23 protein-coding genes are annotated in these 23838 nt (G+C 71.7%); 9 read left to right on the forward strand and 14 right to left on the reverse strand.

What is annotated here, in order from left to right:
- Positions 1-60 precede the first annotated feature (60 nt).
- From BLA60_RS43140 to BLA60_RS11405, 4 genes are read left to right on the forward strand one after another with little or no spacing between them, the layout of a single operon-like run.
- On the forward strand, positions 61-948 hold the full coding sequence (locus BLA60_RS43140) for a LysR family transcriptional regulator (RefSeq protein ID WP_075132787.1): 888 nt from the start codon (positions 61-63) through the stop codon (positions 946-948).
- Entirely contained in the window at positions 945-1808 is an 864-nt protein-coding gene (locus tag BLA60_RS11395) for an NAD-dependent epimerase/dehydratase family protein (RefSeq protein WP_075132788.1), read from the forward strand. Before BLA60_RS43140 ends, BLA60_RS11395 begins: the two co-directional genes overlap by 4 nt.
- Positions 1805-4561 (forward strand): glycoside hydrolase family 2 TIM barrel-domain containing protein, encoded by a 2757-nt coding sequence (locus tag BLA60_RS11400; RefSeq protein ID WP_075132789.1) that lies wholly within the window; start codon positions 1805-1807, stop codon positions 4559-4561. The genes BLA60_RS11395 and BLA60_RS11400 overlap by 4 nt, the downstream gene beginning before the upstream one ends.
- Before the next feature lie 36 nt (positions 4562-4597).
- Positions 4598-5008, forward strand: coding sequence for a VOC family protein (locus BLA60_RS11405; protein WP_075132790.1), 411 nt, complete (start codon positions 4598-4600; stop codon positions 5006-5008).
- 80 nt (positions 5009-5088) lie between these two features.
- Here the strand turns inward: BLA60_RS11405 and BLA60_RS11410 are convergent, their stop codons facing one another.
- The 3 genes from BLA60_RS11410 to BLA60_RS11420 all read right to left on the reverse strand — a co-directional run bounded on the left by BLA60_RS11410 (position 5089) and on the right by BLA60_RS11420 (position 9305).
- Positions 5089-6351 carry a glycoside hydrolase family 16 protein gene (locus BLA60_RS11410; protein ID WP_075132791.1) on the reverse strand — a complete coding sequence of 421 codons (1263 nt, stop codon included), beginning with the start codon at positions 6349-6351 and terminating at the stop codon, positions 5089-5091.
- A gap of 153 nt (positions 6352-6504) precedes the next feature.
- A complete protein-coding gene (locus BLA60_RS11415) occupies positions 6505-7875 on the reverse strand; it encodes a CDP-glycerol glycerophosphotransferase family protein (RefSeq protein ID WP_162292942.1) in 1371 nt (456 codons plus the stop codon).
- 212 nt (positions 7876-8087) lie between these two features.
- Positions 8088-9305: an ROK family transcriptional regulator gene (locus BLA60_RS11420; protein WP_075132792.1), complete on the reverse strand. Its 1218-nt coding sequence runs from the start codon at positions 9303-9305 to the stop codon at positions 8088-8090.
- A 291-nt stretch (positions 9306-9596) separates the two neighbouring features.
- Here BLA60_RS11420 and BLA60_RS43145 point away from each other — a divergent pair, with 291 nt between their 5' ends.
- The 3 genes from BLA60_RS43145 to BLA60_RS11430 are packed head-to-tail and all read left to right on the forward strand — an operon-like array spanning position 9597 to position 12280.
- Positions 9597-9749, forward strand: coding sequence for a hypothetical protein (locus tag BLA60_RS43145; RefSeq protein ID WP_154814280.1), 153 nt, complete (start codon positions 9597-9599; stop codon positions 9747-9749).
- A 45-nt stretch (positions 9750-9794) separates the two neighbouring features.
- On the forward strand, positions 9795-11558 hold the full coding sequence (locus tag BLA60_RS11425) for an albusnodin/ikarugamycin family macrolactam cyclase (RefSeq protein WP_075132793.1): 1764 nt from the start codon (positions 9795-9797) through the stop codon (positions 11556-11558).
- Positions 11555-12280, forward strand: a complete 726-nt coding sequence (locus tag BLA60_RS11430) for a lasso peptide biosynthesis B2 protein (protein ID WP_075132794.1) — start codon at positions 11555-11557, stop codon at positions 12278-12280. The genes BLA60_RS11425 and BLA60_RS11430 overlap by 4 nt, the downstream gene beginning before the upstream one ends.
- 191 nt (positions 12281-12471) lie before the next feature.
- Here the strand turns inward: BLA60_RS11430 and BLA60_RS11435 are convergent, their stop codons facing one another.
- From BLA60_RS11435 to BLA60_RS11445, 3 genes are all read right to left on the reverse strand, one after another.
- Positions 12472-15075 (reverse strand): ATP-binding protein, encoded by a 2604-nt coding sequence (locus tag BLA60_RS11435; protein ID WP_075132795.1) that lies wholly within the window; start codon positions 15073-15075, stop codon positions 12472-12474.
- A 48-nt stretch (positions 15076-15123) separates the two neighbouring features.
- Positions 15124-15618: a general stress protein gene (locus BLA60_RS11440; RefSeq protein ID WP_075132796.1), complete on the reverse strand. Its 495-nt coding sequence runs from the start codon at positions 15616-15618 to the stop codon at positions 15124-15126.
- A 108-nt stretch (positions 15619-15726) separates the two neighbouring features.
- Positions 15727-16683, reverse strand: a complete 957-nt coding sequence (locus tag BLA60_RS11445; RefSeq protein ID WP_075132797.1) for an NADPH:quinone oxidoreductase family protein — start codon at positions 16681-16683, stop codon at positions 15727-15729.
- A gap of 30 nt (positions 16684-16713) precedes the next feature.
- Between BLA60_RS11445 and BLA60_RS11450 the strand changes: the two genes are divergently transcribed.
- Positions 16714-17676 (forward strand): D-2-hydroxyacid dehydrogenase family protein, encoded by a 963-nt coding sequence (locus BLA60_RS11450; protein WP_075132798.1) that lies wholly within the window; start codon positions 16714-16716, stop codon positions 17674-17676.
- An 88-nt stretch (positions 17677-17764) separates the two neighbouring features.
- Here the strand turns inward: BLA60_RS11450 and BLA60_RS11455 are convergent, their stop codons facing one another.
- The 4 genes from BLA60_RS11455 to BLA60_RS11470 form a co-directional block, all read right to left on the reverse strand.
- Positions 17765-18724: a pirin family protein gene (locus tag BLA60_RS11455; protein ID WP_075132799.1), complete on the reverse strand. Its 960-nt coding sequence runs from the start codon at positions 18722-18724 to the stop codon at positions 17765-17767.
- Positions 18725-18728: 4 nt separating this feature from the next.
- Positions 18729-19034: a GNAT family N-acetyltransferase gene (locus tag BLA60_RS11460; RefSeq protein ID WP_075132800.1), complete on the reverse strand. Its 306-nt coding sequence runs from the start codon at positions 19032-19034 to the stop codon at positions 18729-18731.
- A 141-nt stretch (positions 19035-19175) separates the two neighbouring features.
- On the reverse strand, positions 19176-19592 hold the full coding sequence (locus BLA60_RS11465) for a hypothetical protein (protein WP_075132801.1): 417 nt from the start codon (positions 19590-19592) through the stop codon (positions 19176-19178).
- The gene (locus tag BLA60_RS11470; RefSeq protein ID WP_075132802.1) at positions 19585-19965 is read right to left on the reverse strand and encodes a hypothetical protein; all 381 of its coding nucleotides are present in this window, start codon (positions 19963-19965) and stop codon (positions 19585-19587) included. Before BLA60_RS11470 ends, BLA60_RS11465 begins: the two co-directional genes overlap by 8 nt.
- Positions 19966-20001: 36 nt before the next feature.
- Between BLA60_RS11470 and BLA60_RS11475 the strand changes: the two genes are divergently transcribed.
- Positions 20002-20238: a hypothetical protein gene (locus BLA60_RS11475; protein WP_075132803.1), complete on the forward strand. Its 237-nt coding sequence runs from the start codon at positions 20002-20004 to the stop codon at positions 20236-20238.
- Here BLA60_RS11475 and BLA60_RS11480 read toward each other — a convergent pair.
- The 4 genes from BLA60_RS11480 to BLA60_RS11495 form a co-directional block, all read right to left on the reverse strand.
- The gene (locus BLA60_RS11480; RefSeq protein WP_245811939.1) at positions 20235-20942 is read right to left on the reverse strand and encodes a GntR family transcriptional regulator; all 708 of its coding nucleotides are present in this window, start codon (positions 20940-20942) and stop codon (positions 20235-20237) included. The genes BLA60_RS11475 and BLA60_RS11480 overlap by 4 nt on opposite strands.
- Before the next feature lie 105 nt (positions 20943-21047).
- Positions 21048-21557 (reverse strand): hypothetical protein, encoded by a 510-nt coding sequence (locus BLA60_RS11485; protein WP_075132804.1) that lies wholly within the window; start codon positions 21555-21557, stop codon positions 21048-21050.
- A 43-nt stretch (positions 21558-21600) separates the two neighbouring features.
- Entirely contained in the window at positions 21601-22569 is a 969-nt protein-coding gene (locus BLA60_RS11490) for a hypothetical protein (RefSeq protein ID WP_075132993.1), read from the reverse strand.
- Between the two features lie 307 nt (positions 22570-22876).
- Positions 22877-23449 carry a hypothetical protein gene (locus BLA60_RS11495; RefSeq protein ID WP_075132805.1) on the reverse strand — a complete coding sequence of 191 codons (573 nt, stop codon included), beginning with the start codon at positions 23447-23449 and terminating at the stop codon, positions 22877-22879.
- Between the last annotated feature and the right edge of the window lie 389 nt (positions 23450-23838).

Here is a 23838-nt window from a genome sequence, read left to right on the forward strand (position 1 = left end):
TCGATACGTCCAATGCCGGATCTCGACACCATCCATGCCGATGACGCATCATCACCGGTCGTGGAGTTACGACACGTCCGCGCGTTCCTGGAGATCGCCGCCGAACTGCACGTCGGCCGGGCCGCCGAACGCCTCGCCGTCACCCAGCCGACGCTCTCGCGCCAACTCGCCGCCCTCGAACGCGACCTCGGCGTGCCGCTGTTCGACCGGTCCCACCGCCGCCTGACGCTCACCCCCGCCGGCGCGGAGTTCCTCGCCGGCGCCACCGACCTGGTGCGCCGCGCCGACACGCTCGTCGACGGCACCCGCCGCGCCCACCGGGGCGAACTGGGCCTGCTGCGGGTCGGGTTCGTCCAGTCGGCGACCTTCCTGGCACTGCCCCGGCTGCTCACCGCGTTCCGCCGGGCCTGCCCGGACGTCGAGGTCCAGGCCACCGCGATGACCACGCTCGCGCAGAAACGCGCCCTGCGCGAGGGCACCCTGGACGCCGGCCTGCTGCGCCCCACCTTCGACGAACCCGGCCTGGCCACCCGCACGGTCTCGGTCGACCCGCTGGTCGCCGCGCTGCCCGCCGACCACCCGCTCGCCGGCCGCGACCGGCTGGCGCTGGCCGACCTGTCCGGCGAGGACTTCGTCTTCTACACCCGCGACTCCGGGCCGTCGGTCCACGACCGCATCGTCGGCCACTGCCTGGCCGCCGGCTTCACCCCGGCGATCGTGCAGGGCGCCCTGGACGTGCAGACGATCGTCGCGCTGGTCGCCGCCGGGCTCGGGGTGTCGCTGCTGATCTCGCCGACCCCGCCCAGCGACGGGCGGGCCGTGGTGTTCCGGCCGCTGACCGACGACCTGCCGCCGTGGGAGATGGCGCTGGCGTGGTCGCCGGACAACCGCGCGCCGGTATTGCGCAGGCTGCTGGGCACCGTCGGGAACTATGCTGGCGACCGATGAACAGCCACCAGCCACACCGCGTCCTGGTCACCGGGGCGGCCGGACGGTTGGGGCGGGTGGTGCTCGCCGACCTCGCCGCGCGCGGTGTGCCGGCCGTCGCGCTCGACCGGGCCGAGCCCGCCGGCCCGGCCGAGAAGTCCTTCCAGGGCAACGCCGGTGACCCCGCCCTGGTGCGCGCGGCGCTCTCCGGTGTGGACACCGTCTACCACCTGGCCGCCATCCCGACACCGCTCGCGCACCCCGGCGCCGAGGTGTTCACCGCCAACACCGCCGCCACGTTCACCGTCCTGGACGAGGCCGCCAGGGCCGGGGTCACCCGCGCGGTGATCGCCAGCAGCTTCTCGGTCACCGGCCTGCCCTTCGGCCCCCGTACGCTCGTCCCGCCCTACCTGCCGCTGGACGAGCGGGCCCCGCTCCAGGTCGCCGACCCCTACGCACTGTCCAAACAGGCCGACGAGGCCACCGCCGCGATGGCCGCCCTGGCACACGGGTTGACCGTCACCCCGCTGCGGTTCCCGTACCTGGTCTTCCCCGGCAGCGCCGAACCGGCGGACCTGGCCGCGCTGTTCACCCGCGACCCGGTGCGGGGCGTCTGTTCGCTGTGGACCTACCTGGACAGCCGGGACGCCGCGCGGGCCTGCTGGCTCGCCTCGACCGTCCCGCTCACCGGCTGCCACCCGATGTTCCTCGCCGCGCCGGACACCCTCTGCGCGCACCCGACCGAGGACCTGCTCGACCGGTTCCTGCCGGGAGTCCCCCGGCGCGCACCGCTTCCCGGCCGCTCGACGCCGGTTGACCTGACCGTGGCGCGGACCCTGCTCGGTTTCGCCGCCGAACACGAGTTCACGGAGAACGTGTGACCTACTACGCCGACCACCAGCCAACGTCCGGTCTGCGCGCGCCGCGCGCCGCCCTGGACTCCGACGCGCCCCGCCTCGACCTCGGCGGCGACTGGCGGTTCCGCCTGCTGCCGGAGGCCGACGGCCCGGTCGAGTTCGCCACCCCGGCCTACGACGACACCGGCTGGGACACGCTGCCGGTGCCCGCGCACTGGCCGCTGCACGGCCACGGCGCCCCCGCGTACACCAACGTCGTCTACCCGTTCCCGCTCGACCCGCCGCACCCGCCGACCGACAACCCGACCGGCGACTACCGGTGCGTGTTCGACCTGCCGGCGGACTGGGCCGGCGAGGACGTCGTGCTGCGCTTCGACGGGGTCGACTCGTGTGCGCGGGTCTGGCTCAACGGCGCCGAGTTGGGGATGTTCACCGGCAGCCGCCTGCCGGCCGAGTTCGACGTCGGCGCGCTGCTGCGGTCGGGCCGCAACGTGCTGGCCGTGCGGGTGCACCAGTGGTCGGCCGGCAGCTACCTGGAGGACCAGGACATGTGGTGGCTGCCCGGGATCTTCCGCCCGGTCACCCTGCTGGTGCGCCCCACCGGCGGGCTGGACGACGTGTTCGTGCACGCCGACTTCGACCACACCACCGGCCTGGGCACGCTGCGGGTGGACACCCCGGTGCCGGCGACCGTGGCGGTGCCGGGCCTGGGTCTGGCGGCCGTGCCGACCGGGGCGCCGGTGACCGTGCCGGTCAGGCCGTGGTCGGCGGAGAACCCGACGCTCTACGACGCGACGGTCACCTCGTCCGGGGAGACCGTGCGGCTGCGCATCGGGTTCCGCACGGTGTCCATCGTGGACGGTGTGCTGCTGGTCAACGGTGAGCCGCTGCACCTGCGCGGGGTGAACCGGCACGAGTTCCACCCCGACCACGGCCGCGCGCTGCCGGTGGAGACCATGCGAGAGGACGTGCTGCTGATGAAGCGGCACAACATCAACGCCGTGCGCACCAGCCACTACCCGCCGCACCCGGCCTTCCTCGACCTGTGCGACGAGTACGGCCTGTGGGTGATCGACGAGTGCGACCTGGAGACCCACGGCTTCACCTTCGTCGGCTGGCGGAACAACCCGTCCGCCGACGAGTCCTGGCGGGAGTCCTACCTGGACCGCATGCGGCGCACGGTCGAGCGGGACAAGAACCACCCGAGCATCGTGCTGTGGTCGCTGGGCAACGAGAGCCACACCGGGTCGAACCTGGCGGCCATGGCCGACTGGACCCGTGACCGCGACCCGTCCCGCCCGGTGCACTACGAGGGCGACGCCGACTGTGCCTATGTGGACGTGCACAGCCGGATGTACGCCACCCACGAGGAAACCGAGCGGTTCAGCCACGGCCCACTGCCGTTCGTGCAGTGCGAGTACGCGCACGCCATGGGCAACGGCCCGGGCGGCCTGGCCGAGTACGTCGCCCTGTTCGACGAGAACCCGGGCTGTGCCGGCGGTTTCGTCTGGGAGTGGATCGACCACGGCCTGCGCCACCCGGTGCACGAGTTCGCCTACGGCGGTGACTACGACGAGCCGGTGCACGACGGGAACTTCGTCATCGACGGTTTGCTGTTCCCCGACCGCACCCCGTCGCCCGGTCTGCTGGACGTGCACAAGGCCTACGAGCCGGTCGCCTTCGCCTTCACCGGCGACCAGGTGACGATCACGCCCAAGCGCGGTGACCTGTCCCGTCTGCGTTTCGAGTGGACCCTGCCGGACGGTTCGACCGGCACCCTGCGTGTCCCGCCGGGCGGCGGCGGTGCCGCGTTACCCGAGTGGCCGGCGTTCACCGGGGAGACCTGGCTGACCGTGCGCGCCGTGCTCTCGGTCGACACGCCGTGGGCCCCGGCCGGCCACGAGGTCGCCTGGGCCCAGCACCTGCTCGCCGCTGCCCCGGACGTCCCCACCACACCGACCTCGGTTCGTCCACAACGGACCGACGAGGGCATCTCCTTCGGCCCGGCCGAGTTCGACCGGCGGGGCCAGCTCACGACCTTCGCCGGCATCCCGGTCGGCGCTCCACGGCTGGACCTGTGGCGCGCCCCCACCGACAACGACCGGGGCGCCCGCCTGCACGAGACCTGGTCGGCCGTCGGCCTGCACCGGCTGACCCACCGCCTCGACGCCGTCGACGTCGGCGACACCCTGGTGACCCGCGTCCGGGTCGCCCCCGCCGGCACCGACCGGGGCGTGCGCGTCACCTACGAGTGGACTCCGGTCGGTGATGGGCTGCTGCTGGGCGTGCACCTCGAACCCGAAGGCGACTGGCCGGAACCGGTCGCCCGGATCGCCGTGTGCCTGACCCTGCCGCCGGAACTGGACCGCGTGCGCTGGTACGGGCCCGGCCCCGGCGAGTCCTATCCGGACACCGGGTTCGCCAACCGGGTCGGCACCTTCGAGTCTACTGTGGATGAACTGGCGACGCCGTACGTCCGACCGCAGGAGAACGGCCGCCGGGGCGAGGTCCGGCACGCCACGGTCACCGACGCCACCGGCCGGGGTCTGCGGATCACCGGCCTGCCGCGCTTCGGCCTTGGCCTCACGCGCTGGACCCCGGCCGTGCTGGACGCCGCCCGCCACCGTGTCGAGCTGACCCCGGGTTCCACGGTGGAGCTGTCCCTCGACGCCGGACACCAGGGCATCGGCACGGCCTCCTGCGGGCCGGGAACCCTGCCCTCCTACGAACTGTTCCTCCGCGAGCAGACGTTCAGCGTCCTGCTGGAACAGGCGTAGGGTTGCCGGCGGGACACCCGCTCGAGAGGAGCGATCATGACTTCCCGCCTCAACCCCTATCTCAACTTCACCGGCGACGCGCGCTCGGCGATGGAGTTCTACCAGAGCGTGTTCGGCGGCGAGCTGACCGTCAACACCTTCGGCCAGTTCGGCGACCAGAACGCCGCCATCGCCGACCAGGTCATGCACGCCTCGCTGGTCACCGACAACGGGTTCACGCTGATGGCCTCGGACACGCCACCGGGCATGACCCACGAGCCGGGCAACACGATCACGGTCAGCGTCAGCGGCGACGACGCCGACACGCTGCGCGGCTACTGGAACAAGCTCGCCGACGGTGCCACCGTGAACGTCGCCCTGGACAAGCAGATGTGGGGTGACGAGTTCGGCCAGCTGGTGGACCGCTACGGCGTCCCCTGGATGGTCGACATCACCCAACCGGCCTGAGAAAGAGAGGGCGGCCCGGGTCCAGACTCCCGGGCCGCCCTCGGCAGCGGATCGCCGGCGCAGTGGCGATCCGGATGTTCCTACCCGACCGTCCACTTCTGGTTGGCCGTGCCGGCGCACTCCCAGATCTGGAGCCGGGCGCCGTTGGCGGAGCTGTTGTCGGTGACGTCGAGACACTTGTTGGCCGCGAGGTTGACGATGTCCCGCGCGCCGCTGACCGTCCAGCGTTGGGCGCCGCTGCCGTTGCAGTCCCACAGCTGGATCTTGGCGCCGTTGGCGGTGGACCCCGAGGTGACGTCCAGGCACTTGCCCAGCGCCCGGATCGAGCCGTCGCCGTTGACCGTCCAGCGCTGCGCGGCGGTGCCGTTGCAGTCGTAGAGCTGTACCGGGGTGCCGTTGGCGCTGCTGGCCCCGGCGACGTCGACGCACTTGCCGCCCAGGCCGCGGATCGCCGAGCCGTCGCCACCGCCGCCGCTGGTGTCGTTGGTGACCCGCACGTAGTCGACGGTCAGGGTGTTCGGGAACGGGGTGTTGCCGTCCGGGTCGCCGGGCCAGTAGCCGCCGACGGCCAGGTTGAGGATCATGAAGAACGGCTTGTCGAAGACCCACTGGCGGCCGCCGAGGTCGGCCGGGGTCCGTGTCTGGTAGACGTTTCCGTCCACCGACCAGACGATGCGGTTGGGTGACCACTCGACCTTGAAGGTGTGGAAGCCGTCGGCGAACGGGCTGCCGATGGAGTAGCCGGCGCCGATGCCGCCCGAGCCGGAGTAGCCGGGGCCGTGCAGGGTGCCGTGCACGGTGTTCGGCTCGAACCCGACGTTCTCCATGATGTCGATCTCGCCGCTCTGCGGCCAGCCGACGTTGCCGATGTCGTTGCCCAGCATCCAGAACGCGGGCCACATGCCCTGGCCCCGGGACATCTTCAGGCGGGTCTCGAAGGTGCCGTAGGTTTGGGTGAACCGGCCGGCGGTGTTGAGCCGGGCGGAGGTGTACTGGCAGGTTCCGTACCAGCACTGGTAGTTGTTCGGGTTCTCCCGCCGGGCGGTGATGACCAGGTTGCCCTGGCCGTCGTGCGCGGCGTTGCGGGTGGAGTTGGTGTAGTACTGCCGTTCGTGGTTGTTGACGTTGTCGCCGGTCTCCAACTGCCATTTGGAGCCGTCGACGGGGGCGCCGGCGGCCGCGTTGAACTCGTCGGCGAACGTCACGGCGGTCGTGCCGGGATCGGGCTGGGGGACGGGGGCGCCCTGGGCCTGGGTGCCGGTGGTCAGCGTGCTGACCAGAACGGCCGAGGCGAGGGCGCCGATGATGGCGGGAAGTCGTCGAATGCAGGGGCGTGAGGACATCTGTGTCACCACCGACGAACTAGGTTTGTTGTCCGTGACAACAAAGAATGCCATGGTCTAGACCAAGGCGACAAGAGTTCGGTGGATAATTTCGAAACCGGTTCCGGACCCGGTTCCGGACCCGGTTCCGGACTGTCCGACTCAGATCGTGACTCAGACCGTGTCGATGTCCTTGACCGTCCGTGGGGCCGGCACCTTGGCCCACTGCACCGGAAGATCCGGCTCGGTGAGGTCGAGCAGTTCGTAGAGACTCTGGCGCAGGATCATCGCCGACGAGCCGCGCGCCGCCGAGACCCGCTCGGCCGCCGCGACCCACTGCACCGACGAGGTCATCCGCGCGCTGTAGAGCTGTTCGTAGAGCGGCTGGGCGTGGTCGAGGATCGGGCTGACCTTCGCGATCTCCGAGATGATCGAGTCCGGCGCCACCTCGTCGGCGGCGAAATGGCTCAGCAGCAGCGGAACCCCGACCGCCGCCGCGTACACCGAGATCGAGCTGTGGTCGGCGATCAGCAGGTCGGCCGCGCTGACCAGCCCCCGCCAGTCCTCGCCGACGTCGATCAGGTCGACCCCGGCGTCGCGCGCCTCCCGCACCCAGGCCCTGACCTGGCGGGCGCTGTGCTCGGCCCAGATCGCCGGGTGCAGCGTGGCGATCACCCGGTGGTTGGCCGGCAGTTCCGCCGGCAGCCGCACCAGCAACTCGTGGTGGGTCGCGAACAGCGACCGCTGCCCCCAGGTGGAGGCCACCGCGACCAGGACCTGGCCGCGCCGCACCCCGAGCAGTTCCCGGTAGCGGTCCCGGTCGGGCAGCGAGGCGGTGAGCCGGTCCAGGCACGGGTCGCCGGCCAGCACCGCCGCCGGCAGCGATTCCGGGCACTGGCGGCGCAACGTGTTCAGGTTGTCCTGGTGCGGCAGGACCAGCGCGTCGAACACCCGCCGGCCGTTGCGCAGCAGCGAGCGGCGGTCCAGGCCGTAGACCGGACGGTCGTTCTTGTCGCCGTTCCAGTCGGTCAGCGGCCAGAGCTTGTTGAACCCGGCGCCGTGCGGGACGGCGAACCGGAAGGTGGCGTTGACCCGTTCCATCTGGTGCAGGCTCGCCGAGATCGCCAGGTCGAAGTCCTGGCGTTGGGCCTCCTCCCACGGGATCACCTTCACGTCCAGCGCCTGTAGTCGCTGGTGCACGCCGTGGCCGAGCTGGTCGGGGACCTGGGTGTAGACCAGCTGCACCCGCCGGTCGATCTCCAGCAGCGGGACGATGTCCTCCAGCCGCATCAGGCTGGCGACCGTGTGCACCGCGACCAGCACGACCCGGTGGGTGTCGACCGTGCGGAACGGCCCGGCTTCGGACTGAACCCTGACTGGCTGCGGGTTAACCGTCCGCCGCCACAGCTGGTTGGCGGACTCGCCCAGCAGGGCCAGTCGGGCGCTGGTGGGCCGGAAGTTGCGAATGCCGAGGCTGGCGCGGCGCGGACGGCCGGGCGGACCGTCGGGCGGGAACTCGGCCGGGTGGGGACGTTGCGGGGTCACGTCCATGACAGCGGTGGCTTTCGCTGAGGTCGTGACCAGCGGTGTTGTCGCGGCCGTCCCGCGCGGCGGCCCGTCGCCGGCTGGTCGGCCAGTGGAATTCGCAGTCTCATGGCGCCCCCTCGACTCGTGGCCCACCCGCACAAGGGTATGACGAAAGGGTACGACTCTTCGAATCGAAGTCAAGGGTCTTTGGCTTCGTATCTACCGGTGGGTCAAACCGCAACGGTCGAGTCGACGCGCAGGGCGAACGCCAGTGCGCCCTGCGCACCAGCCAGCAGTCCCAGCTCCGAGCCGACGAGTTTGGTCGGCGCGGCGTGGTCGTACATGCCGCGCAGTGAGAACAACTGCATCTCGTTGGTGGCCGGACCGACCAGCAGGTCCGCCGCGCGGCCGAGTTCGCCGCCGAGCACCATGATGTCCGGGTTGAGCAGGTTGGCGACCCGCGCCAGCGCGAGCCCGATGTCGCGGCTGGCGTCCTGCAGGATGCGGGTGCAGACCTGGTCGCCGCGCTTGGCGCGCTCGATCATGCCCTCCAGGCTGGTCGGCAGGTCGACCCGGTAGCCGGTGTAGGCCTGCCGAACCTGTTCCACCAGCCGGTTCCCGCCGACGATCGTGTCCAGGCAGCCCCGGTTGCCGCAGCGGCAGACCGTGCCCTGGGGGTCCATCGTGACGTGCCCGATCTCGCCGGCCAGCCCGTGGCGGCCTCGGTAGATGGCACCGTTGGTGATCAGCCCGGAGCCGATGCTGGTCGAGGCCTTGATGAAGTACATGGACTCCACCGAGCGGCCGGCGCCGTAGACGTACTCGCCGTAGGCGGCCAGGTTGGCCTCGTTGTCCACGATCACCGGCACGTGCGGGAAGTGGTCGCTGAACCGGTGCCGGGGGTTGCCGCTGAGGTCCCAGTCCAGTGAGGACGCGACCTGGGTGACCATGCCGGTCCGGGGGTCGATGGCGGCCGGGATGCCCAGGCCGATCGACACCACGTGCTCGGCGTCCAGGCCGGTCTTGGTGGCCAGGTCCCTGATCAGCCGCGCGCTCTCGCGCACCCAGGCGTTGTCGCCCTGTTCGGCGCCGAAGTTGGCGGTCTCGTACTCCACCGAGGAGGTGTCCACCCGGCGGGCGGCGACCGTCAGGCCGTTGTGGTTGACCTCGATGCCGACCGCGACCCCGCGTACGGCGCCGACCCGCAGCTTCTTGCCGCGCTCGTTGTCGCCGCCGCTGTCCACCCGCAGGACGTTCTCGCCGACCAGTTCGTTGACCAGGCCGGAGACCGTGGCCTGGGACAGGCCGGTGAACCGCGCGATGTTGACCTGCGTGTTCGGCTCGACCATGACCGCACGGATGATCTTGCGCCGGTTCGCGTCGCGGAGCGAGTCCGACGGCTTCCAGAGCAGTTCTCGTGCGTCGTGGGTCGTACTGCTGGACGTCACGGCCCACGCCCTCCTTCGAGCTGAAGTGGATCGCGCGCCAGCTTACCGGGAACCCCGGTACTCAGCTCAATGAGGCCACATGTTCGGATTGAACATGTTAGCTCGTCAGTATGTCGGTGTCCGCACCTTCGGTGGGATGTCCCGTGGGCATCGAATTCAAGAAACTTCCCGCTCATGATTTGGGTAACGCCCAGGGTTATCGCCCCTAGCGAGATCCGGAAGGTCGCCGGTAGGATTGACGCACCGTTAAGTGCATGCGACTGTTGGTAATCGCAGTTCTGGAGGTGACCGATGGCTGACAATGACATCGACATCAGGCCCGAGCCGGCGCTCGTGGAGTCGCCCTACGAAGCGCCCGTGGTGTTCGATTTCGGGCCGGTGTTCGAGGTCACCCGGGGCAGCGGATCGGGAAACTCCGACGCCAACGGGCAGGAATACAGTTAACGCGCCCCGCGTCGCTGCCCCGGCTCGTGTCCGTCAGAGGTTCGGATGAGTGTCGCCGGCCTGTGGAACGAGGGGCGCGCCGTGGTGGAGAACCTCACGCTGACCGCCGGGGAGCCGACCCGCACGGTGGGTTCGGATGATGCCAGGCTGGTCGTTCTCGGGCACTGCCTGGCCGCCGAGGCCGAACTCGCCGACTGTCTGCGGACGGTGACGCGCACCCGTCGACTGGACGCGAACTCCTCGGCCTGGCCCGGCTGTTACTCACTGGCTGTCCTGTTCCCGCACGAGTTGCTGCTGTTGACCGACCCGGTCGGGCAGTTCCCGTGGTACCTCGCGCCGGTGCCCGGCGGGCAGTGGTTCGGCTCGTCGGCGGTCGACCTGGCGCTGCGGGCCGGCGCGCGCGTCGACCGCGACCGGCTGGCCATGGTCATCGCCTGCGACGACGTGCTCGGGCTCGCGGACAACGGCACCGAGTTCGCCGGGGTGCGCCGGCTGCCGGTGGGCAGCGCGGTCACGGTGAATTCTTCCGGCATTTCGGTGACCCCGTGCGGCGGGCTCGACGTCGGTGTCGAGAACAATTCCGACGACGCGGCGGAACGATTACGTGAGTCCTTGGTTCGGGCTATTGACGCGCGCACCGGAAATGGTCGACCAATCACCGGCGACTTCAGTGGAGGAATTGATTCGTCGACCCTTCTCCTGCTCGCCCTGCGGGCCGGTGTGCCGGTGTCCGGGTTCACTTTCCAGAATTCGGACATCGAGGCCGAGGACGACCTGGTGTGGGCCCGGCACTTCGCCGCCCAGGCCCCCGGATTGACCCACCACTCCGTGGTGGCCACCGACGAAGAGCTTCCTTACCAGATCCTCTCCGGACCGGGTGAGCAGCCGCATCCGGCGGCCCTGGCGGCCGGGCCGCTGCGCGCCCGTCTTCGACTGGCACGCGATCACGGCTCCACCCATCTGGTCGGCGAGGGCGGGGACCTGGTGCTGGGCGCCCCGCCGGCCTACCTGGCCGATCTCGCCCGGCAGGGCGAGTGGGCGGCGCTGTGGCAGCACTGCCTGCGGTGGGGCCGGGTGCGCCAGTGCTCGCCGCTGTCACTGCTGCGCCGCGCGCTGGCCGTGGGGCGGGTCAGCCGCCGGCAGGCGCTGCGCGCACTGGCCACCGAGATCGTCCTGGCGGCCCCGGCGCGGGACCGCACGGCGTGGCACCTCGGCGCGATCGGCTACTGGGAGCAGCCGCGCGGCCGGTGGCTGACCCGCCGCGCCAGGACCGACCTGGCCGACCACGTCCACGCCCTGGCCGACGACCGGCAGGCCGACCCCGCCGACGGCCTCGGCGTGGCCGACGCGGTGACGTTGAGCCAACTGCGCACGCAGGTCGTCGCCGAGCGGGCCGTGCGCGCCACCGGCCGCGAGTTCGGTGTGGACGTCCACGCCCCGTACCTGGACAGCGACGTCGTGCGGGCGTGCCTGGCGCTGCCGGCCTGGCGCCGCGCCGACCCGGCGGTCGCCAAACCCCTGCTGCGCACGGCGTTGACCGGCCTGGTCCCCGACTCCGTGCTGACCAGGACCACCAAGGGCAACTACGTCCGCGGCGCCTACGCCGGTGTCCGCCGCGCGGCGCCCGCGCTGCGCGGCCTGCTGGCCGAGCCGGTCGCCGCCGACCACGGCCTGCTCGACCCGGTGCCGGTCCGCGCCGTGCTGGACAGCGCCGTCCAGGGCCTGCCGACCCCGTGGCGGGCGTTCAACCAGGTCCTGGCGGTCGAGCTGTGGCTGCGTGACCTGACGGCGAAGGGCCTGCTCCGGTGAGTGGTTTCGCCGTCCCGGAGGCCGTCCACGCCGCCCCCGACAGCAACGGCGACCTGGTCCTGCTCAACGGCGCGACCGGCCGCTGGCACAAGCTCAACCGCACCGGCCGCGCCTTCTTCGAGGCCGTGCGCGCCGGGGCCACCATCGACCAGGCCGTCGCCACCCTCACCGCCCGCCACCCGACGGTCCCGGCCACCCGCATCCGCGCCGACGTCGAACGGCTCGTCGCCACCCTCGTCGCCCGGGGCCTGCTGACCCTGTCCGTCGACGACGCCGACACCGGCCCGCGCAACCCGGCCGCCGTGGCGATGACCGCCCCCGCCGCCACCCCGGCCCCGGTCGCGTCCCGCCGCCTGGCGGCCATCGTGGCGTTCGTGCTGGCCCTGGTCCTGCTGCGGCTGCCGTTCCGCGTCACGACACCGACCGTGGCGCGCCTGCGCCGCTGGCTGGCCCACCGCCCGGCGACACCGGGAGAGGCGGGCGCGGCGCTGTCGGCCACCTACTGGGTCAGCCGCTCCTACCCTGGCCGGGTCGCGTGCCTGGAGGTGTCCCTGACGGCCGTCCTGACCGCCGCCCTGTGCGGCCACGCGGTCGACTGGTGCTTCGGCACGGCCGTGGACCCGCAGACCTTCCACGCCTGGATCGAGGTCGACGGCGTCCCGGTCACCGACGCCACCGAGGACCCCATCCCCCCGACCTACCGCCGCGTCCTGGCGGTGTGAGGCGCGCCGTCCCGGACCCTCCTCCGCGATCGTCCGTGGTGTCGGTGATGCGCACCGGCTGTCCGGTGCCGGACCGGCACGTCGTGGGCGTGCCGTGGGCACCGCGGTTCGGGCCGGTGGCCGGCGCGGTCGCGTTCCGGTGGTGTGGCGGCCGAGCGGAGGCTGTCGTCGTCCGCGGGCCGGTGTCGGGGTCAGGCGGGGCCGAGAGCGTCGAGCTGGGCGCGTACCCGGTCCACGCCCGGGTTTCCCAACTCGGTCAGCATGGCCTCGGTGAGCAGGTAGGACTCCCGGGCCAGGGTCGGCTCGCCGGCTCTCTCGTGGAGCTCGGCCATCGCCCAGTGGGCGTCCGCCTCGCCCAGGGGGGACCTGACCGTGCGCATGGCGGCCAGGGTCTCCTCCAGGTCGGTTCTGGCCTGCGCCCAGGCGCCGGTGCCGGTGCGGGCCCGGCCCAGCACCAGCACGGCGCGGGCGAGGTTGTACGGGTCGGGCGGGGTGAGCGCGGCCAGCTCGGCGCGGGCCGCGAGCGCGTGCTCGATCGCCTCCGCCGGGCGGCCGGCCTCGACCAGCGCCCTGGCCACGCTGATCAGCGCCAGGCCCACGCTGCGGGTCTCGCCGACCTCGCGGTAGCCGGCGAGCGCGCGCCGGAAGTGTTCGATCGCCAACTCGGTGCGGCCCTGGTCCAGGTAGGCGAAGCCGAACCGCTCGGTCGAGCCGGCCACCCGGTGCCGGTCGCCGAGGTGCTCCCAGAGACCGGCGGCCCGGCGCATGTGTTCGAGGGCCTCGTCGTTGCGGCCCAGGGCGTGGAACAGCAGGCCGAGCCGGTCCTGGGCCTCGGCCTCGGCGGCGGTGTCCGGACCGCCCCGGGTCGCCTCGACGGCCAGCAGGTCGAACTGCATCCAGTCGTGGTAGTGGGTGCGGACCAGGAACAGGCCCCACATGGCGTCGGCGAGCTGCCAGGTCGTGGCCGCCAGGCCGTGCTCGTGCGCGGTTCTGGCGGCGGCCAGCAGGTTGCGCCGCTGGCGGTCCAGCCAGTCCAGCGCCTCGGTGTGGTCGGTGAACCGGACCTCCTCGACCGGGCCGTGTTCGATGTCGCGGCGGGGAACGCGCCGGTGCGGGGTGACCAGCCGGCCCGCCTCGGTGGCCGAGGCCAGGTACCAGTCCAGCATGCGGCGCACCGCCAGCAGCCGCTCGGCCGGCGAGTCCAGCTGGTCGGCCAGCGACTGGGCGTGCAACCGGATCAGGTCGTGGAAGCGGTACTGGTCCTCGCCGGTCTCCTCCAGCAGGCTCGCCGTCAGCAACTCGTCGACCAGCGGTTCGGCGTCGGGCAGCGAGGTGTGCAGCACGGCCGCCGCCACCCCGGTGTCGAAGTCGTTGCCCGGATGCAGGCCCAGCAGCCGGTAGAGCCGGGCCGCCGGGGAGGACAGCGCGTGGTAGGACACGTCGAACACCGCCTTGACCGACAGGTCGTCGCTGAAGCTGAGCCGGGCGAGCCTGCGCTGCTCGTCGACCAGGTCCGCCACGACTTTCTCCAATGTCCACTTCGGACGTGACACCAGCCGCGCCGCGGCCACGCACAGCGCGATCGGCAGCCCGCCGCACAACGTGACCAGCTGCCGCGCCGGCCCGGCCTCCGCGTCGACCCGCCGCCGGCCGACCGTCCTGGCCAGCAGCGCCACCCCGTCACCGGCGGCGAGCCGGTCGACCTGCACGAACCGGGCACCGTCCGCGATCAGCGCGCCGAGCTGCGAACGGCTGGTGGCCACCGTGAGCGCCTGCGCCGAGGCCGGCAGCAGCGTGCGCACCTGCTCGGCCGACGCCACGTTGTCCAACAGCATCATCAGCCGCCGCCCGGCGGTCAGCGAACGGAACATCGTTGCCTGCTCGTCGGGGTCGAGCGGAACCTGCTGGGGGGCGACGCCCAGCGCCCGCAGGAACCGGCCGAACACCTCCGCCAGCTCCACCGGACGGCCCGGCCCACCCAGATCGGCGAACAGCTGACCGTCCTCGTAACGCTCGCGCACCCGGTGCGCCCAGTGCAGCGCGAACGCCGTCTTGCCCACCCCCGGCGGGCCGACCAGCACCACCAGCCGCGCGCGGCGGTGCGCCCGGTCCAGCTCCGCCAGCTCACCGACCCGGTTGACGAAACTCGTCACGTCCGGGCGCAGCTGACGCGGCGAGTCCCGCGCCGCGGCCCCGGCGATGACCGGCGGGGTGGCGGTGCCCGGCAGGTGGATCCACGCCGCCAGCCGCGTGCGTTTCACCTCGACGGTCACCGGGTGGTAGGTGGCGGGGTCGATGCCGCGGTGGCGGTGGCGCACGATCCCGTCGTAGACCGTGCCGGACACCGCCAGCGCCAGCGGCACCGGCGAGTGCCGCAGCGCGTCCCGCAGCTGGTCGGCGTCGAGCAGCCGGCACGCCTCCACCAGGTCGGTGCCCGACAGGCCGTGCTGGTCGACGCTGATCTCGCCGGCGTGCACCGCCAGCCGCAGCCGGATCCGGTGGGCCAGCGGCGCGCCCCGGTTGTGCTCGGTCAGCGCCGCCGACAGGTGCCCGGGCAGCGGGTCGAGCAACAGAACCTTGGAGATCTCGGCCGGGACCAGCACGATCGCGCCGTCGCCCCGGTCCTCGTGGGTGCACGCCGACCACGGCACCCCGGCGGAGTCGAACGCCTCGCGCACCAGCTCGTACACCCGTGCCCGTACGGCGCTCTGCGCGCCGTCGTCGCGGTAGGGGTCGCTGAACCCCTCCACGTCGAACGCCACGACGGAGCGGTGGGTCGGGTACTGGTGGTGCATCCCTTCAGATCTACACCACCGGACCGTCCGGCCGGCGCGTCAGATGAGTCAGAAACCCATCGAGAGTTTGGCGAGCATGTCACGGCCCTGCTCGGCGTTGCGCGGCTTGCTCAGCACGTCGTAGCGGCGGGCCACCAGCTGGCTGTGCGAGACGAAGTCACGCTGACCCCGGGTCGCGCCGTAGCGGGCGGCCGAGGCGGCCACGCCGAACACCACACCGGAGGCCAGTCCGATCAGGATCGCCGCGATGCCGGCGCCGGGGGAGAACAGGCTCAGCAGCAGACCGACGAACAGGCCGAACCAGGCGCCCGACAGCGCGCCGGACCGCAGGACGCGGCTCCACGTCAGCCGCGCGGCGACCCGCTCGACGACCATCGGCTCGACGCCGACAATGGTCACGTCCTGGACCGGGAACTCGTTGTCCGCCAAGTGGTCCACAGCCCGCTGGGCCTGCTCGTAGGTGTCGTAGGAGCCGATCGGCCAACCATCCGGCAGGGTCGGCAGACCCATCGCCGACGGCGTCGGCGTGAAGGCTGTCGTCATGTCGGAATCACCTCCTGGGTAGGGGAGTCCTACCTGGCACAACGCCCGCCCCTGCCCGGCTGTGCCCGCCGGGGCGCACTTCACAGCCACTTCTCAGCTGCGGGCGACTCAGCTGAGGGCCACGACCAGCTTGCCGACGGTGCCCCGCCCGTGCAGCCGGGCCAGGCCGTCGGGGACCTGCTCCAGCGTGAGCACCTCGGACACCAGCGGTGACACCGTGCCGCGCGCGTACTCGTCCAGCACGGCGGCGTGTGCGTGCGCCAGCGCGTCCGGCGCGTGCGTGCGGTAGCCGCCGAGGTTGAGCCCGAGCACCGCGTAGGTCTTGACCAGCGCGTGGTTGGTCGGCAGCTCGGCCACCCGCCCGCCGCCGAAGCCGACGACCAGGATCCGGCCCTCGAACGCGACCGCGCGGCGCGACCGGTCGAAGGTGTCCCCGCCGACCGGGTCGACGATCACGTCCGCGCCCCGCCCGCCGGTGAACTCCCGGACCGGGTCGACGAAGTCGCCCTCCCGGTGGTCCAGCGCGAGGTCCGCGCCCAGCTCGCGGCACAGCGCGACCTTGTCGGCGCCGCCCGCGGTGGCGACCACCCGCGCGCCGGCGGCCTTCGCCAGCTGGATGGTGGCGCTGCCGACCCCGCCGGCGCCGGCGTGCACCAGCACGGTCTCACCGGGGGCCAGCCGCGCCCGGCGGTGCAGGGCGAGGTGGGCGGTCAGGTAGGTGACCGACATCGCGGCGGCGTCGGTGGCGCTCATGGTGTCCGGGACCGGCAGCGGGTCGGCCAGCACGGTGCGTTGCGCCAGGCCACCGGCCGGCAGCCGGCACAGCCCGACCACGCGTTCGCCGGTGCCGGCCACGCGCCCGGCGACCTCGAACCCCGGCACGAACGGCAGCGGCGGCCGTTCCTGGTAGCGGCCACGGCACAGCAGCACGTCGCTGAAGTTCAGCGCGGCGGCCTCCACGTCGACCAGCACCTCGCCCGGGCCAGGCACCGGGTCGGGGACGTCGTCCTCCAGCACCAGCACGTGGTCCGGATCACCGAGCTCGTGCACCCGCCATGCGCGCATCGCCTGCCTCCTCACCGTTAGTGTCCACGCGTGAACATCGCCGTACTCGACGACTACCAGCACGTCGCGTTGTCCTCTGTGTACTGGACGGAGTTGCCGGCGGAGGTGACGGTGGTGCCTTTCCACGACCACGTCAGCGATCCCGACGCGCTGGTGGCCCGACTTGAGCCGTTCGACGTGGTGGTGGCGATGCGGGAGCGCACGGCGTTGCCGCGATCGGTTCTCGAGCGGCTCCCGAACCTGGCGCTGCTGGTGACCACCGGCATGGCCAACGCGGCCATCGACCTGGACGCCACCCGGGACCTCGGGATCACCGTGTCCGGGACCACGGTGCTGACCTCGTCGACCGTCGAGCTGACCTGGGCGTTGATCCTGGCCGCCGTCCGCCAGCTGCCCGCCCAGGAAAAGGCTTTCCTTGAGCAGGGCTGGCACACCGGCCGCGGCCCCGAGGCCATGGGCGGCGACCTGGCGGACGCGACCCTGGGCGTGGTCGGGCTCGGCCGGATCGGCGCACGGGTGGCCGCCGTCGGCGCCGCGTTCGGCATGCGGGTCGTTGCCTGGAGCCAGAACCTGACCGCCGCCCCGGCGCGGGCCGCCGGCGTGACGGCGGTGACCAAGGAGGAACTGCTGGCCACCAGCGACGTGGTCACCCTGCACCTGCGCCTGAGCGAGCGCACCCGCGGCGTCCTCGGCGCGGCGGAACTGGCACTGATGAAGCCGACCGCCTACCTGGTGAACACCTCCCGGGGACCGCTGGTCGACGAGACCGCGCTGGTCGAGGCGGTGACCTCGGGCCGGCTCGCCGGCGTCGGCCTGGACGTCTACGACGTCGAACCACTGCCGGCGCACAGCCCACTGCGCGCCCTGCCCCGGTCGGTGCTGCTGCCCCACCTCGGCTACGTGTCCCGGCGCACCTTCGACGTGTTCTACCGGGACATCGTCGACGACATCCTGGCCCACCGCGCGGGTGCGCCGGTCCGGGTCCTCGGGTAAGGGTTTGGCCCGCTGGGCGGGTTCGTCGCTCCGGGCGCTCGGGTATGGGGTTTGGCCGGCTGTGCGGGTTCGCCGCTCGGGTAGGGGGTTACCTCGGGCGGGTTCGCCGTCGTGGGGTGAGCCGCACGTTCGGCAGGTCCGGGGCCGGCACCCGCCGCCCGTCCTGCCCGCCGACCACGCCGAAACGGTCCGACCCGGCCTCCCAGTCGTCGCGGGCCGTGGCGATCTCGTCGTGGGAGCGGCCCACGAAGTTCCACCACATGACCAGCTCGTCCGGAAACGGTTCGCCGCCCAGCAGCACCGCGCGCACCGGCCCGTCGGCCGACACCGCCAGCTCCGCGCGTCCCGTGCCCAGGTACAGCATCTGCCCGCGCGGCACGGTGACCCCGGCCACCACCGGCGAGCCGGTGACCGCCAGCAGCGCGTACTCGAAGTCCTGGCGCAGCGGCAGCCGCGCCGCCGACCCGCCGGCCACCACGAGATCGGCGCCGACCAACGGCGAGAACGTCGTCGCCGGTGACACCGCGTCACCGAGCGTGCCGACGAACACCGTGGCCGACAGGCCGCCGTCGGTGAACCGGGGCAGGGCGGTGTGCTGCTCGAAGGCCGGATCGGTGCCGGCGTGCCCGCCGGGCAGCGCGACCCACAGCTGGAGCCCGTGCAGCGGCGCCCCGCCGGCCGGCGAGAACTCCGAGTGCGCGACCCCCCGGCCACTGGTCATCAGGTTCAGCTGGCCAGGCCGGACCAGCACGTCACTGCCGACGCTGTCCCGGTGGTGGATCTCGCCGACCAGCGGCCAGGTCACCGTCTGCAACCCGATGTGCGGGTGCGGCGGGACCCGCATCGCCTCGTCGTGCGGGCCGAACGCGTCGAGGAAACACCACGCGCCGACCGTCGGCAGCCCCCGCTGCGGCAGCACCCGGTCGACCCGCATGCCCCGCACCCCGCCCAACGGCACCTCCCGCGCCGCGAACAGCTCCGCGACAGCGTGATCGTCGGCCGCCGTCCGGCACACCGTCAGACCAGGCGCGACGTCGAGATTACTCACGGCGCTAGGAACCTTCGGGCGGCGTCTGCAGGTGTCCCGCGTACCGGTCCATGTTCTTGCGCACGTAGGCGGCGATGAACGGGCACACCGGCACGATCACCTTCTCCCGCGCGACCGCGTCGTCGAGCGCGCCGCCCGCGAGGACCTTGCCCAGGCCCTGACCGGCGAACGCGTCGTCGATCTCACTGTGCGTGAACACGATGCGGTTGCCGCTGTCGTGGAACTGGGCGAAGCCGGCGACCTGGTCACCGACCAGCAGCTCGTAGCGGAACTGGTCCTGGTTGAGCTCGACCCTGGCCTCCGCTGACATGGGCACCTCTTTCCTGGGCGGGGTTGCGCCAGTGATCGTCCCAGAGTTTCGGCCCAGGTGCGCAACCGCTGGTCCAGGGTCTCGCGGGTCGGGAACGAACCAGAGGCCACGACCCCGGTCGGTCTCCCGCACGAACGCCGGCTACGCCACCGGGTCGCGGGCGCTCACCCGCAGCCACCACAGGCCGAGCACCGGCAGCACCGCCGGGATGAACACGTAGCCGCGGCCGAACTCCGACCACACCGTGGCGTCCGGAAACGCCTGTGGGTCAACGAGACTGAACGTGCCGACGGCCAGCACCCCGACCAGTTCGACCACAATGGACACCCAGGCGACGGTGCGGGACGTGGCCGAGCCGCGCACCAGGCACACCGTGGCCACCACGTACACCACCGCCGCGAACGCCGACAGCAGGTAGGCCACCGGCGCCTCACCGAACCGCGTGCCGATCTGCACGGCCGACCGCGCGGTCGCCGCCAGCGCGAACACCGCGTACACCGCGATCAGCAGCCGGCCCGGCCCCGACCGGGTCCGCTGCGCGAGTCCCGGCTCAGGCATGCGCGTCCCAGACCTGCTGGAGGCGCAGCAGCATCACCGGCACCGCCAGACAGCCCACCACCAGCACCGCCGGGCCCCACCGGGTCTTCTCGGCCAGCGCCCAGAACGCCGCCAGCGCCAGCACCAGCACCGGGCCGACCAGGTAGCCGACGAAGGAGAACCCGTCCAGCTCCCGCTCGGTGACGAACAGCGCGACGATGCCGCCGACGGCCTGCACCACCAGACCCAGCTCCAGCAGCGCCACCACCCCGAGCACACCGACCCCGTACCAGCGGTCGGGCCGCGTCGGCTGGCCGGCGATCGCCAGCACGAGCGCCCACAGTGCCGCCGCCAGCGAGACGTAGGTCAGGGTCGTGGCCAGCACGTCGTTCACGGGCCCGATCCTAGATCTCTGCCCTACACTGGTCGCGTGGACGTCCTGGTTCCGTTCCTGCTGGTGGTCGCGGGCTTCGGCGTGGTGGTGCTGGGCCTGGCCAAGTTCGCCGCGCGCGCCAGGCGCAACGGGGTCAGCGGCGTCGGAAGCTCCTCGATGACGATCATCGACGAGATCTTCCACCCCATCGCCCAGGAGTCCCACGTGGAGATCCAGGCCCAGGAGGAGCGTCTGGCGCCCCGCGAACTGCCCGGCGACCCGCCCCGACGCTAGGGGCGGCCGGTCCAGCCCGAGTGCTCGATCGCGGCCAGGCCCCGCCGCAGGATCGACCGGCTCAGCGCGGCGGCCAGGTCGGCGTCGCGTTCCTCGTAGGCGTGCAGCAGCCGGCGGTGGTCGATGACCGAGCTGGCGAGCCGGTCGGGCGCGGACAGGCTCAGGTGGCGCAGTTGCAGGATCCGCACGCCGAGGCTGTCCAGCACGCGGCTGACGGTCGTGTTCCCGGCGATCGACGCCTCATTGTTGCGAAATCCGACGTTGAGCCAGAAGTACCGGTCGACGTCGCCGGCGGTCGCCGCCTGTTCCTGCTGTCGTTGAATGTCGCGCAGCCGGTTCAGGTCGGATTCTGTAGCGTTTTCTACAATGCGCTGGCTCACCAAGGCGTACAGTGTCGCCCGCAGCTCGTAGATTTCCCGGACCTCGTCCAGCGACAGCCGCCGAACCCGGGGCCGGCGGTGCGCGGCGATCTCCACCAGACCTTCCCGCTCCAGGGTCAGCAACGCTTCCCGTACAGGGGTTCGGCTGCTGCGGAAGGTCCGTGCCAGTTCGACGGAGTTGAGGTCGTCGCCGGGCCGCAGCCGGGCCTCCACAATGGCCGTCCCGACCGACACGAGGATCTGGTCGACCACGCTGTCGGCGTTCTCCGACCGGCCGAGCACACGCAGTATCTCGAGATGACCGGCGGACGGCTCGGTGCCCACCGGGCGAACCGCCAGGTTACTGTCGGTTTGGGCGCCCATGGGCGGTGATAATAGCGGTGGCAATGCGCCGCGTCAGCATTTTGGCGAGCAATTCCGGGAATGTTTTCAGAACCAGCCGACGTCCCGCACGGTGACCCACTCGACGGCCGGCGGCGGCAGCATCTCGCCGAAGGCCCACTGGGCGATGACCGTGCGCAGCTGGCCGGTGGTGATGAACGACTCCGGTGGCAGCGCGGTCTCGTCGGGGTGCCAGGTGTCGTGGGCGAGCAGCACGCCGGTGCGGGCGCTGCCGCCGTTGGTGCGCCACGAGTGGCTGCGCCCGTCGGCGTCCATGGCGATCAGCACGGCCGCGGCGACCCCGTGCGCGAGGTTGAGCTGGAAACGCAGGTTCGCCGCCGGCAGGCCGGTGCCCTCCGGGGTCAGGTGCAGCCGGGCGACCTTGGTGTCGTCGGCGCTGGACAGATAGAGGTCAAGGAAGGTGTCCAGTGCCGACTCGTGGTCGAAGGTGACCGTGTACACGGCTCCACGCAGGTGAAACACGCCGGTGGCCGCGAGCCGGCGACCGCCGGGCGAGGCGAGTTCGGTGCGGTGCAGCCCGTCCTGCGGTGCGGTCATCGCGCGCCTCCCGGTGTCCCTGTCCAGTTTGACAGGGATCCGGTCAGTCGCCGAAGGTCCAGCGCAGGCCGTAGGCCAGGCCGGGGGTGAGGTTGGTGAACCGCTCGGCGACCTCGCCGCACGCGTCGAGCCCGACGGGCTGGGCGTCGCCGCGCGGGTCGACGATGTCGCGCTGGTACACGCCGTCGAGCCGTTCCAGCCGGGTCGGCCGGCGGTCGAGGTCGAAGCGCACCCGCACCTCGCACCGGTCGCAGCGGTGCCGGGGCAGGCAGACGTAGTGCGGCGCGAGTTCGCGGCGGGGCAGGGCCCGCAGGGCGAACTCGTGCTCGTCGCCCAGGCGCAGCGGGCGCGGCAGCGCCAGCCGGTAGCCGATCCGCTCGGTGGACTCCATGCGCCGTTCGAGCAGCCGGCCGCCGTAGAGGACGTCGATGGTGACCTCCGTCGGCCGGTCGCCGGGGACGGCGTCGGGGGTCGGCACGGTCAGCGCCAGGTCCAGTTCGCTCACCCCGTCCTCGTCGGCGACGATGCGGCGCTGCTCCATGGCGTGCGCCGATCCCTGGTCCAGGACCAGGACCTGGCGGATGTCGGCGTTGTACCAGCGGCTGCTGGCCGAGTGCTGGCCCGGGAGGCCGTTGGCGGCCATCCGGTGCACCGCGAGTTCGGCCAGCTGGACGATCGCCTCGTCGATCCGGCGGCGGACGGTGCGGGTGTTGCGTTCCAGTTCGTCCTCGGCCCAGCGCAGGCGGTCCTTGTAGAAGGGCGTGTGCAGGGTGTCGTCGAGGCCGAAGGCGGCGGTGACGCCGATCTGCAGATCGGGCGGCAGCTTGGCCGACAGGTCCCGCAGGCGGGCCGCGACCTTCTGCCGGACCGAGGCGGCGTCGTCGTTTTCGGTAATGGCGCAGACGGCCCGCATCGCGGGCCCGATTCGGTCGACGATATGCGGCGCCTGAATCCCGCGGCCCTTGCGCAGGTTTTTCAGCTCAGCGACCAGATCGGTGACGCTGAAGTTCATTCCGAGCATCTCCCCACAGCGTGCGGGCCCCAACTTGATGATCCTCGTGAACTCCTGGGCGGTTTGTCCAGCCGCCGCCCGAGTGAACGGGCCGGCGGTGACTGGACGCCGGACCGGACACTCGGGCGGCGGAGGTGTCCACCGGTTCCGTGTTCAGGGTTTCCGAATACGACGGGAAACGGGAACCCGGTTGTTCGGGCGGCGCGTCGGCCGGATGATTTGTTCAGGGCGGAAATTCACTTCCGAAAGGAAAGTACGATGCAGGTACTGGTGTCATTCTCGACCATCGTTCGAATCGTTTTCTGGATCACTGTCGTGGGAATACTGGTCGGGACCGTACTGGCGGGCTGACCGGTGCGAGCCAGCGGGTGAGCCGGCGCAGTTCGTGCAGGGCGGACAGGTCGCCGGTCTCCAGTTCGACGACGAACCGGCCCAGTCGCAGCGCCGAGTTGCCGTAGTGGCGGTCGAGGGCGGAGTTCAGCGCGGCCTCGGCCACCGCGACGTCGAGCACGTCGTAGCGCTGGGCGACCGCGCGCAGGATCTTGACCAGTCGCGGGCGGACGGCGGCGGTGAGGTCGTGCAGTTCGCCGGCGGAGATCATGGCCGGGTTGGTCACCTGGCAGGTGAAGGAGACGGTGGCGTCGAACGGGAAGGTGCGGTCCTTGCTGGGAAGTTGGGCCTCGAGGACGAGTTGGTGCAGGGCCAGGTCGACCAGGTGCGCGCGGCGGTAGCCGCCGGTGGGGCGGTGCGGGACCGGTTCGCCGTGGAGGACGACGAGTCGTTGGCCGCGCAGGGTCTCCAGAACCAGTGCGGTGTTGGTGCGTGGGGTGGTGACCGGTGCGGTCGTTTCCAGGATCGGGTCGTAGGTGATGGTCGGCATAGCTGTTGTTCCCCTGCCCTGTTGGATATTCAGCACTGCCGCACCCGGTGGGCTCGAGAATCCCCCCAGACTTCTCGATCTCCGCCGGGTGCGGCAGGGGACGGACGAAACTGTCCTCATCGGACAATCCCGACAACCATGGTCATGAATTGGTCATGGGAGGTCCGCATGAGGAATGTCAGTCGCGTTTCGTGTGGCGCACCTTGCCAACCGCGCCGGGTCCTGTCTAGTCGTTACTCTCAAGTAAGGGAATTACGTCCCGCAACTGTCCGATTCGGGCGGCGCGTGGCCTTTTTTCGCGGAGCGGACAGATAGTGGACAGAAACGGGTCGCCGGACGCCCCGCCGCTGGCCCCGGTCGGTGAGGATACAATCGGCGCCGGACGATAC

This window comes from Actinophytocola xinjiangensis (assembly GCF_001921215.1).
GTDB classification, from domain to species: Bacteria; Actinomycetota; Actinomycetes; order Mycobacteriales; family Pseudonocardiaceae; genus Actinophytocola; species Actinophytocola xinjiangensis.

Coding starts and splice junctions, on each gene's coding strand:
- BLA60_RS11395 (WP_075132788.1), top strand. CDS start 945: ATGAACAGCCACCAGCCACACCGCGTCCTGGTCACCGGGGCGGCCGGA.
- BLA60_RS11405 (WP_075132790.1), top strand. CDS start 4,598: ATGACTTCCCGCCTCAACCCCTATCTCAACTTCACCGGCGACGCGCGC.
- BLA60_RS11410 (WP_075132791.1), bottom strand. CDS start 6,351: ATGTCCTCACGCCCCTGCATTCGACGACTTCCCGCCATCATCGGCGCC.
- BLA60_RS43145 (WP_154814280.1), top strand. CDS start 9,597: ATGGCTGACAATGACATCGACATCAGGCCCGAGCCGGCGCTCGTGGAG.
- BLA60_RS11425 (WP_075132793.1), top strand. CDS start 9,795: ATGAGTGTCGCCGGCCTGTGGAACGAGGGGCGCGCCGTGGTGGAGAAC.
- BLA60_RS11435 (WP_075132795.1), bottom strand. CDS start 15,075: ATGCACCACCAGTACCCGACCCACCGCTCCGTCGTGGCGTTCGACGTG.
- BLA60_RS11440 (WP_075132796.1), bottom strand. CDS start 15,618: ATGACGACAGCCTTCACGCCGACGCCGTCGGCGATGGGTCTGCCGACC.
- BLA60_RS11445 (WP_075132797.1), bottom strand. CDS start 16,683: ATGCGCGCATGGCGGGTGCACGAGCTCGGTGATCCGGACCACGTGCTG.
- BLA60_RS11460 (WP_075132800.1), bottom strand. CDS start 19,034: ATGTCAGCGGAGGCCAGGGTCGAGCTCAACCAGGACCAGTTCCGCTAC.
- BLA60_RS11465 (WP_075132801.1), bottom strand. CDS start 19,592: ATGCCTGAGCCGGGACTCGCGCAGCGGACCCGGTCGGGGCCGGGCCGG.
- BLA60_RS11485 (WP_075132804.1), bottom strand. CDS start 21,557: ATGACCGCACCGCAGGACGGGCTGCACCGCACCGAACTCGCCTCGCCC.
- BLA60_RS11490 (WP_075132993.1), bottom strand. CDS start 22,569: ATGAACTTCAGCGTCACCGATCTGGTCGCTGAGCTGAAAAACCTGCGC.
- BLA60_RS11495 (WP_075132805.1), bottom strand. CDS start 23,449: ATGCCGACCATCACCTACGACCCGATCCTGGAAACGACCGCACCGGTC.